This is a genomic window from Paenacidovorax caeni (assembly GCF_001298675.1).
GTDB classification, from domain to species: domain Bacteria; phylum Pseudomonadota; class Gammaproteobacteria; order Burkholderiales; family Burkholderiaceae_C; genus Paenacidovorax; species Paenacidovorax caeni.
Map to the genome: position 1 here is coordinate 1 of NZ_CYIG01000075.1, position 9628 is coordinate 9628.

Genomic DNA, 9628 nt, shown 5'->3' on the forward strand with positions numbered 1-9628 from the left:
CCGATGAGGTCTTCAGGCTTCTTGTAGTTAGCCAGCAGGCCAGACAGCAGTTCTTCGGGTACGTCGTGTTTCTTGGTGCTCATTGTGCTTACGGACAGGCCGGCTCGCGCCGGCGGTGGATTGTCCGTTTACACAAAATTCTGCACACCCTCCCGCAGTCGCCTTCGTGGCGGGTTTTTACCTCACGGGCGGCTTCACGGGAGGGGGCAAATGAGCAGCATCACCCACGCTTGCCCGCTCCTGACCCAGTTCTGGGACGGCAAACCCCGCCTCAACCGCTGGCTGCCCAAGGCTTTAGGCCTGGACGCCACGGCCAGCAAGAAAGAGCGCCGCTACCTTGAGCTGGTAGGCCGCTACATCGCCATGGCACACGTGGCCCGCCTGCTGGAGCCTGGCTGCAAGTTCGACCACGCGGTGCTGCTGTGCGGCCCTCAAGGCATGGGCAAATCGACGCTGGTGCAGGCTCTGGTGGGCGCAGGGCACTACAGCGACGTGCCCGCCGAGTTCAAGAACGGATCAATGCGCTTTCTTCCGGACAGCGAAGGCATCCTGGCCTATGAGCTAGCGGAGCTTTCCATGTTCAGCCGCGCAGAGATCGAATGCGCGAAGGCCTTTCTCTCCTGCCGTGTAGACCGCTTTCGCGCGCCCTACAGCAGCGGGAGCGAGGAGAAGCCGCGCCAGTTCATCGTGTGGTGCACCAGCAGCGAGAGCGACTACCTGCGCGACGCCACCAACCGCCGTTTCTGGGTCGTTGACGTTGCCAAGCCCGTGAACACGGCCTGGCTGCACAAGCACCGCGCCCAGCTCTTCGCCGAGGCACACCACCGCTTTCGCCAGGGCAAGCGCTTCACGCCTTCGGCACGGCAGGAGGAACGCTACTTTGCGCCTGCAGCCCTGCGGGCCAGCAAGAAGGGCGGTGCGGCATGACCTTCCGCCCCTTCTTGATCCACTGCGCAGGCCTCGAATACATCGCCCTGGCACCCACGTCCTGCATTGCCGTCATCGAGGCCATGGCGCGCCACAACGTGCACGGCGCGACCGCCCGGCTGCTGGAAGCCAGGCCATGAGCGCGCCCGTGCAGATCGACGGCCCGCACCGCACGCGCCGCCGCGCCCGCCTGCTGCGCGCGCTGGCCTGGGCCCTCTCCACCCTGGGCACGGTGCTGGCCATGGCGCTGCTGCTGCTTGCCGCAGCCGCTACCGGCTACATCGCGGCCCTGCCCGCCGCCGTGCACACGTGTGCACCCACCCCACCCGCCAGGAGCTGACATGCCTCGCGCACAGAACACCACCGGCGTGCACATGCACGCCAAGCCTGCCCCCGTGCCTCGCACGAGTGGCCTACAACCGCTCCCCAACGCGGCCCGCATCCACACCCACAAGCTGGATCTGCGCAGCATGCCGCACGCCGAGGCGCCCGCCTGGCGCACCAGCGCGCCGTACACCTGCCCCGAGCTGCGCCAGCCCACGACCATCTCGCCCGCGCGCATGGCTGCCTTTGCCCTGCCCAGCCGCACCGGCGCCACGCTGCGCTTTCCTGACGGGCGCATCACCCACTCTCCGCTGGAGGCATGACCATGGCCACCGACCAACACGACCAGGCCATCGCTGCAATTCCACTGTCCGGCGCCGGGCCGCGCATGTTCATGGCGCCCGTGGCGAGCATCGTTGCCAGCCTGACGAACCCGCGCAAGACGTTTGACCAGGCCAAGCTGCGCGAGCTGGCCGACAGCATTGCTGCCAGCGGCGTGCACCAGCCCATCCTGGTGCGGCCCCTGCCGCCCGAGCGCCTGGCCGATACCTCGCGCGCCCGTAGTGCTGTGCCGGTGTGGCCCATTGCCACCACGCGCAAGGCCGAGCCCATCGAATACGAGCTGGTGGCCGGTGAGCGCCGCTGGCGTGCCTGCCAACTGGCGGGCGTGGCCGAGATCCCGGTGATGGTGCGACACCTGAATGACGAGCAGGTGCTGGAGATCCAGATCGTGGAGAACCTGCAGCGCGAGGATGTATCGCCGCTGGAGGAGGCCGAGGGCTACGGCGCGCTCATGCGCCAGGGCAGCGGCATGGACGCCGACGCCGTGGCTGCCAAGATCGGCAAGAGCCGCAGCTACGTCTACGCCCGCCTCAAGCTGCTTGACCTGTGCCAGACGGTGCGCGACGCCCTGGCCACCGGCGAGATCGACAACAGCCGCGCGCTGCGCATTGCCCGCATCCCGGTTGAGAAGGTGCAGATCACCGCCCTCAAAGAGGCCAGCCGCCGCAGCCACCGGGGTGACTTCGCCACGGGCGTGCGCGAGTTCGAGGGCTGGTTGCAGCGCAATGTGATGCTCAAGCTGGAGGATGCGCCGTTTCCCATTGCGGTAGTCGGCCTGGTGCCCGGTGTGGGCGCCTGCGGCGACTGCCCCAAGCGCACGGGCGCAGAGCCCGAGCTGTTTGCCGATGTGGACTCGCCCGACCTGTGCACCGACCCCGCATGCCACTCTGCCAAGGCCCACGCCCACGCCGAGGCCCTGCGCGCTGCGGCCGAGGCCAAGGGCATGCGCATCATCGAGGGCAAGGAAGCCAAGGAGATCGTGCGCCAGCACAGCTATGACGGCTACGGGCGCACCCTGCAGGGCTACACCCGGCTGGATGCCACCCGCGCCGACCTGGCCCAGGACGGCAAGAGGGTGCCGCTGCGCGAGCTGCTGGGCGACAAGGGGCCCAAGCCCGTGCTGATCGAAGACCCGTACAGCAAAGAGCTGATCGAGGCGGTGCCCACCGACGAGGCTGAAGCGGTGCTGGTGCAGCGCGGCGCGATCAAGACCACGCGCAAGACGATCAACCTGGACGAAGAGATCGAGGCACTCACGCGCAAGTCTGAACAGGCGCAGCAGAAAGCCGCCCGCAAGGCGCAGTTCACCACCATCATGCGCGCCATCCATGCGCACACCACGCCCGCCAAGGTGCTGACCGATACCGAGCTGCTGCGCGAGTGGATCAAGCTCGAAATCCATCACCTGGACGAAGAAGACGTACTGGCTATCCTCAGCCTGCCCCCCGTAGAGGATGAAGACCACGAAGCGATGACGCAGCGCGCCGTGGCCCGCATCGACCGCGCCGACCACGCCGAGATCCGCCGCTACATGCTGGCCACCATGCTGATTCGCGGCCTCTGGGGGTGGTACAGCGAGGCAGCCTGGGCACCTGTCCTGCACGCCGCCACCCGCGCCCTTGGCGTGGACTTGGACGCGGTAGACGCCGAGGCCACGGCCGCCGAGAAGGCCGAACTGGCCCAGGCGATTGCCAACCTGCGCGCCGCCGCCAAAGCCCAGGCCGAAGCCGATAAGCCTGCGGCCCCGGAGGGCACTTTGACCCCGCCCCCCGCTGCGCAAGCCAGTCCTACGCGCGCGAAGGCCAAAAAATCCACGGCCCCGGCTGCGCTGGCGCGCGATGCCGCGCGCGTGAAGACCACGGCGGCCGAGGCCCAGGCGCAGATTGCGGCCGAGCTGCGGGCGCTGGAGGAGGCAAATCAGGCGCCTGCGGCGCAAGGCGACGATGCTGCGGCTGTCGCTGGCGCGCAGCCGCAGGCCGCGCCCCGTGGCGGCGCCGCTGGTGGTGCACAGGCCACTGAGCAGGCGCCTGCGGCGCAGGGCGACGAAGCGCCACCAGCTGCTCGCGCGCTGGCGGCGGCGAGCGCCCTGCCCCTGGCCAGCGCCACGTGCGCAACCCCGGCGCCCGCGCAGCCCAGCGCCCCAGCGGCAGACCCTGCCCAGGCGGCCGCCTGCGCCGCTGCGCCCAGTGGCCAGGCCCGTGCAGGCGTGGCCACCGGGGCAGCAGCAACGGTGGGCATCGGTGCGCGCGTGCGCGTCAACGAAACGGCCACCGGCAAGCAGCAAAAGCCTTGGATCGGCTACGAGGGCAACGTGGTGGCGCAGATCGGCGATGCCGCTTGGTGCGTGGCCATCGAGCGCAGCAAGCGCTGCGCGCCCAAGCAGGTGGTTTTTGACGTGACAGAGCTGGAGGTGGTGGCATGACCCGCCGCACCCGGCTCCAGGCGGCCCTGGCCATGCGCCGCCGCCACGTCAACCACCGCCCGCTGCCCATGGCCCGGATCATGGCGGCCGCACGCGCCCGGCGCCTACGGCGAATGGAGCGCGGGCAGTGCTCACGCGAGCACCGCCGCCAGTGGCTCTGCGCCATGGCGTACCACGCGGCCGACAACGTTCGGCTACGCGCCACATGCCTGACGGCCGCAGAGGTACACACCACCCTGGCCACGGCCTGGGCGTGCCTGGCCCGCCTGCGTGAGGGCGTGGCCACCGAAGACCAGCACACCACGCTGGCCACGCACCTGGCAATTGCCGTGGCCATCGAGGACAGCGGCATCGTGCGCGGCATGCGCGAGCATTTCGACAGCGCAATGGCCGCGCTGGCGGCCATACGCGCACGCGCCCTCGCCTCGGGCGCATGGCTGCCGCAGCAGCTGGAGTATCACGAGATCGACGCCCTGGCCGAGGCCGTTGACCTGCACCGCCACCAGCTTGCCTACGTGAGCAGCGGCGAGCTGCGCGACATCACGGCCAAGCTGATAGCCCGCACCCGCAGCACGGGCGGCAAGGTTATGCGCACCACACCCCAAAACCTCGGCCTGGTGGCCGCGTGCCCCGCCATACGCAATGGCATCACAGAGAGATCAGCATGAAAGCAGAAAAGCAAAACAACAGCATCAGTCAGCGTGGCGAGGTACTGGCCGACCATGACACCGTCATGTCCTTCGTAGAGCAAGACATCAACACCGGCAGGCACCTGCAACGCCAGACAGCAAAGCGCATTACGCCCGACATGCAAGCCGCCTCCGCCACAGTCGAGGCTATGACAGATCACCTGGCCACAGTGCAAAAGCGCATGCTGGCAGAAATGGATGCCCTGGCCGCCGCCGCCAAAGACGCCAGCCGCAAAGCCCGCACCAGCGCCACCGACATGAGTGCACTACTGGACAAGTTCAACCGCAGCACCGACTACGTGCGCCTGGAGCGCAACGTGGCGATCATCGAACGCATGGCCGCAGCGCTTGGCACCCTGGCTGAGCTGGAGAAATCTGGCCACCTGAGCAAGTTGATGAAGGGGTTTCAGCAATGAGCCGCAGGCAAAACCTGGACGCCTGCAGAAGCACGCCCGGCTTTGAAGAAGCCCGCCAACTGCTCGCAGAGGCATGGATACGCATGGACAGACCGCAGCCAAACGCGCACGGTGGAGCATTCCAGGCGGGCGGGGTTTACTGGCGTCTAGCCAACGTACTGAAATGGCTGGAGTCCAAGCTACCCACACTCGAAGGCCCCAAACACGCCGCCTTCGTGATAGCTACCAACGGGCGCCTTGTGACCGGCACCAGCGCCACTACACCAGCAGACGAAATAGCCCTGGAGCCGATAGGCGCGCAAATGAAAGACCACATCCCACTGCCAGCGCCCGACTACACAGAGGACGTGCAGGGCTTCGTGCACGACACCCAGCGCCACTACTACGCCGAGGAAACCATGCGCGCGTACGCAGAGCGCCTGCACGCCGCGCGCGTCAACAGCCCGGCCATCATGCAGGCCATTGGCCTGCTGGCCGTCCTGCAGAGCTGGATTGGCCCACGCCGCCCGGAGAGCAGCGAGCCCGAGGAGCAGGCCCTTTGGGATCAGACCGAGGCTACGCGTATTGCGCTGACGCCACTCGCGCCTGCTGGCGCGCCCACCACCCAGGCAGCGCCAGCACACCCAGACGATGCCGCCGTTGACGCCCTTGCAGCCGCAATGAAGGCCAAGCTGACGAAGCAGCGTGCGAAGGGCTACAGCGGCTGGGGCACGCCCGAATGCACGCAGCAGCGCCTTTCCGACATGCTGCGCGCGCATGTGGATAAAGGCGACCCGGTGGACGTGGCGAACTTCTGCGCATTCCTGGCGGCGCGCGGCGAGGGGATTGCACAGGCCGCGCCTGTAGCACGGGGGGATGCAGAGGTACTGTCCATGTCAGAGGCTCTCATGCTGAAGTGTGTTGCAGATGCGGGGGATGCTGCACGGTGGCGCTGGCTCAGTTCACACATCATGGTTGCGTGGAACGAAGGCAGATTCACATCGCTGGTGAGGATCGTCAGTGACGAAAATCGCGCCTCGCTCAACGCATCGGTTGATCGAATGATGGGCGGTGACTGGAGTGATGTGGATGCCGCCCGCTCCCAGGCCAAGGAAGGGGGAGCATGATGGCTGACCCAGTTGCTATCGAGCTGGCCCAGCTCCGGGCCACGGTGCAAGACTTTGGCCGCATCCTGGCCAGCGTGACGGGCGCCCGCCTGACGCGCGAGCAGCTCGCCGAGCGCCTGTGCGTGCACCGCAACACCATCCCGCGCTGGATGGCCGAGGACGTGACTTTCCCGAAGCCCGACCGCTACGGCAAATGGCTGCTCAGCGAGGTGATCGAGTGGGAGCAGCGGCCGAAGCGTTGAGCCGCTTTGCAATCTGGCTGCCCGTGGGGTTGTAGTACACCAGCGCCCGGGTGGCCGTTGTCCAGCCGAAGATTTTGCAGAGGTCAAGCACATCCACCAGGCGCGCAAGGCGCGTGGCGGCGGTGTGCCGCGCATCGTGGAAAGTGAAGCCCTCAAGGCCTGCGCGCGTGCGGTACTTGCGAAACATCGCATCGAGACTGCGGGCCGTGAGGCCGAAGACAAGCTCAGGGTCGTACCCACGCATGCACTCGATATTGCGCGCAGCCGCTGGCGTTAGCGGCACCTGGCGCGCCTTGCCAGTTTTTGTCTTGCCCGCGTGCAGTTGCACGTGATCCTGGGCAACATCGTCCCAGCGCAACCCGCACAGCTCGCCCGCGCGCATGCCGGTCTGCAGCGCGGCAATGAAGCAATGCGCGACGGCCTGCGCCACGCTGCGCACCGGCTTGCGCTTCGACCAACCCAGCACCCGCAGCATCGCCCGCACCTCGGCAGGCTGGATGATGCGCTCGCGGTGGTCTGGCTCAGCAGGCTTGCGCACGTCGCGCATGGGGTTGTCGGCAATCCATCGCCACTCGCGCCTGGCCACCTCAAGCACGTGGGACAGCAGCACCATGTCCCGCAGCACTGCGCCCCGTGAATTGATCTTGAGCCGCGCATCGCGCCAGTCTGCCAGGTGGGCAGGCGTGAGATCGACAAGCAGACGCCGCCCAGGAAACAGCGGCTGGCGCTCAAAGGCCTTGAGCCGGATGACCTCTTTCAGCTCGCCCCGCTTCGTGGGCGAGACCTCGCGCCCGTAACGATCGAGCGCATCGGCCAGCGTCTTGATCTCGCCAGCCTTGCCGTTGGCCATGGCCAGCATCTCGGTCTTGCGCCTGGCCGCCCACTCCAAAGCCTCGCGCTTGGTTGCACACGTAGCCGCATCACGCTGGCCACGCACCTCGATCTGCACGCGCCAAGTGCCTGCAGCGGTTTGCTTGGGGGTTGCCATTCGATTGGGGGGAGAAGTGGGGGAAATTTGGGGGCGCCGGTTGTGCACCCTGCTTAATTTGCCGCACTTTACACCAATACGATTTAGCCTAAGTGATTGATTTGTTTAGGCAAGTGCAACATCTGCACTTGCATGAATTATTGGATGGTGCCCCGAGCCGGGGTCGAACCGGCACGCCCCTTTTCAGGAAGCGGCGGATTTTAAGTCCGCTATTCGGTACCTATGCTGTGGATTATAACATTCGGCACTTTCGGCTATAATGAACACATCGCAACTATGCGTCTGTAGCCGGCGTGGCGAAATCGGTATACGCAAGGGACTTAAAATCCCTCCTTCTCACGGAGATGCGGGTTCAAGTCCCGCCGCCGGCACCATTGTGGACGCGCGTCACACGCTATGTCCAGTGCAGACCAGGCCCGCGCTCACTATCTTCCTTTGTTCAGACTGACAAAGGTTCAAGACAACACAGGCAAAGGCCACATTCCAGTAGACCACCATCATGGTGGTATCCACATCAAATACTGGCGAGCACCCGTAAGTCCTACGGCTACGCGCTGGACAGAATTCCGAGCCTACCCGCTAGTTGTTGATGGTTCTGGAGTGCCATGGGCAGAGGCCTGCCTGTGGCTGCTGGATAAGGCGCAAGCCAAGCCACAGAGCATTCATTCCCTTGGTCCCGTGGCGCAAGATTTGGCCGCTTATCGTACTTTCTTAGATGCGTTGGCCCTTCAATGGGATGACTTCTCAGCGGTCGAGAAATACGTCCGGCCAACCTACCTCTATCGAAATCATCTTCATAGCCAAGTCAACGCGGGTGAACTGAAGAAGTCCACGGCGTCCCGACGCATGTCGACCGTCATCAGCTTCTATCGGTTTCTCATGCGCACCTCGCGCATGCAGTTCTCACCCGCAAACCCACCCTGGGATGACAGAGATGTTTACATCGAATACCGGGACACCAAGGGCTTCAAGCAGATTGCCGCAGTCAAAACAACTGACATATCCATCAAGGAAAGTAAACGGCAAGACCCAATGGCTGAGACCATCGACGACGGTGGAAAGTTGCGCCCACTGTCCGTTGCTGAGCAGAAGGCCTTAGTTTTCGCACTCAAGGAGCTGGGCAATAGTGAGTATTCGTTGATGCACTACACGGCCCTGCTTACCGGTGCACGCGAGATGACGGTACTGACCCTCAGAGTGAGAGACGTTCTTCGCCCCTCGTCAAAAATTCCCCAGTGGCCACACAAGATTCGCTGCGGACCTGGTACTGGCATCGACACTAAGGGCGACGTTTTTGGTGTCTATTTGTCAGTGCCACGCATGCTATACGAGCTATTGCACGACTACGCAGTCTCAGAACGAGCCATGCACCGGCGTGCGAAAACCACCCGCGGGGAGGACCCGTACAACTACCTGTTCTTGACGCAGCGAGGACAACCCTACTATGAGTCCAAAGAAGACCGAAATGCAGTGCGCGACTCCGCTACCCCCCTTCGTCGCTCAGCGCTCAGTGGAAGGCCGCTGCGAAAGTTCATTGAGGAAAGCGTCATACCCCTCGTGCAGAAAAAAATCCCTAAGTTCAAGTACCGATATCACGACTTGAGGGCAACCTTCGGCATGAATTGGGTCGATTACCAGATGCTTCAGGCGGGCCCGGACTTTGGCAAGCGGTTCGTCTGGGCGCGTGACCAGCTCAAAAAGCTGATGTGGCACAAGAGCCCCTTGACCACCGACAAGTATCTGGAGCACCGCGAGCACCTGCGCCAGCTACAACTTGCTCAGCAAGGCTGGAGCGACCACCTAGTCGAACTCATCCAGGAGCCGACATGAGTGTGAGTAGAGCGACTCCAGAGCCGCTCTGGCAACGATGCACGCCGTCCTTTATCAAGTCACTGCCCGTGCTCGATTTCCCGTTTGAGCAGTTTCCGGACATCTACGCTCCAGCCAGCACTGTGCTGCGGTTTGAACATGGAAATCTGTTCTTCCTATTTCACTGGTGTTACCTCAGACGTGATGGTGAGCGAAAGGGCCCCACCAAGTTGAACCGCCCCGGGTTTTGAGGAGGCTCCAACACTTGAGAAGATGGAGCTATGAACAAGTCACCGAAGTTCTCCCCGGAAGTGCGCGAGCGCGCCGTGCGCATGGTGCAGGAGCACCGAGCCGACTACCCGT

General features: G+C 64.6%; 11 protein-coding genes and 1 tRNA gene. 11 read left to right on the forward strand and 1 reads right to left on the reverse strand.

The window, feature by feature from the left end; translation table 11 throughout:
* Positions 1 to 210: 210 nt before the first annotated feature.
* Genes BN2503_RS18090 through BN2503_RS18125 form a run of 9 tightly spaced genes read left to right on the forward strand, consistent with a single transcriptional unit; the run spans position 211 to position 6468 of the window.
* Entirely contained in the window at positions 211 to 927 is a 717-nt protein-coding gene (locus BN2503_RS18090) for a VapE domain-containing protein (protein ID WP_054258008.1), read from the forward strand.
* The gene (locus BN2503_RS20575; RefSeq protein ID WP_158447374.1) at positions 924 to 1067 is read left to right on the forward strand and encodes a hypothetical protein; all 144 of its coding nucleotides are present in this window, start codon (positions 924 to 926) and stop codon (positions 1065 to 1067) included. Before BN2503_RS18090 ends, BN2503_RS20575 begins: the two co-directional genes overlap by 4 nt.
* A complete protein-coding gene (locus tag BN2503_RS18095) occupies positions 1064 to 1267 on the forward strand; it encodes a hypothetical protein (protein WP_054258009.1) in 204 nt (67 codons plus the stop codon). Before BN2503_RS20575 ends, BN2503_RS18095 begins: the two co-directional genes overlap by 4 nt.
* Before the next feature lies 1 nt (position 1268).
* On the forward strand, positions 1269 to 1574 hold the full coding sequence (locus tag BN2503_RS18100) for a hypothetical protein (RefSeq protein ID WP_054258010.1): 306 nt from the start codon (positions 1269 to 1271) through the stop codon (positions 1572 to 1574).
* Between the two features lie 2 nt (positions 1575 to 1576).
* On the forward strand, positions 1577 to 4015 hold the full coding sequence (locus BN2503_RS18105) for a ParB/RepB/Spo0J family partition protein (protein ID WP_074930475.1): 2439 nt from the start codon (positions 1577 to 1579) through the stop codon (positions 4013 to 4015).
* Positions 4012 to 4683 carry a hypothetical protein gene (locus BN2503_RS18110; protein WP_054258012.1) on the forward strand — a complete coding sequence of 224 codons (672 nt, stop codon included), beginning with the start codon at positions 4012 to 4014 and terminating at the stop codon, positions 4681 to 4683. Before BN2503_RS18105 ends, BN2503_RS18110 begins: the two co-directional genes overlap by 4 nt.
* A complete protein-coding gene (locus BN2503_RS18115; RefSeq protein WP_054258013.1) occupies positions 4680 to 5120 on the forward strand; it encodes a hypothetical protein in 441 nt (146 codons plus the stop codon). Before BN2503_RS18110 ends, BN2503_RS18115 begins: the two co-directional genes overlap by 4 nt.
* Positions 5117 to 6226, forward strand: a complete 1110-nt coding sequence (locus BN2503_RS18120; RefSeq protein ID WP_139235571.1) for a hypothetical protein — start codon at positions 5117 to 5119, stop codon at positions 6224 to 6226. Before BN2503_RS18115 ends, BN2503_RS18120 begins: the two co-directional genes overlap by 4 nt.
* Positions 6223 to 6468, forward strand: a complete 246-nt coding sequence (locus BN2503_RS18125) for a helix-turn-helix transcriptional regulator (protein WP_054258015.1) — start codon at positions 6223 to 6225, stop codon at positions 6466 to 6468. The genes BN2503_RS18120 and BN2503_RS18125 overlap by 4 nt, the downstream gene beginning before the upstream one ends.
* Here BN2503_RS18125 and BN2503_RS18130 read toward each other — a convergent pair.
* Positions 6428 to 7456 carry a tyrosine-type recombinase/integrase gene (locus BN2503_RS18130; protein WP_054258016.1) on the reverse strand — a complete coding sequence of 343 codons (1029 nt, stop codon included), beginning with the start codon at positions 7454 to 7456 and terminating at the stop codon, positions 6428 to 6430. The genes BN2503_RS18125 and BN2503_RS18130 overlap by 41 nt on opposite strands.
* Positions 7457 to 7743: 287 nt before the next feature.
* Between BN2503_RS18130 and BN2503_RS18135 the strand changes: the two genes are divergently transcribed.
* Positions 7744 to 7830, forward strand: a tRNA-Leu gene (locus tag BN2503_RS18135).
* Positions 7831 to 7852: 22 nt separating this feature from the next.
* Positions 7853 to 9286, forward strand: a complete 1434-nt coding sequence (locus BN2503_RS18140) for a site-specific integrase (protein WP_054258017.1) — start codon at positions 7853 to 7855, stop codon at positions 9284 to 9286.
* The last annotated feature ends 342 nt before the right edge of the window (positions 9287 to 9628 follow it).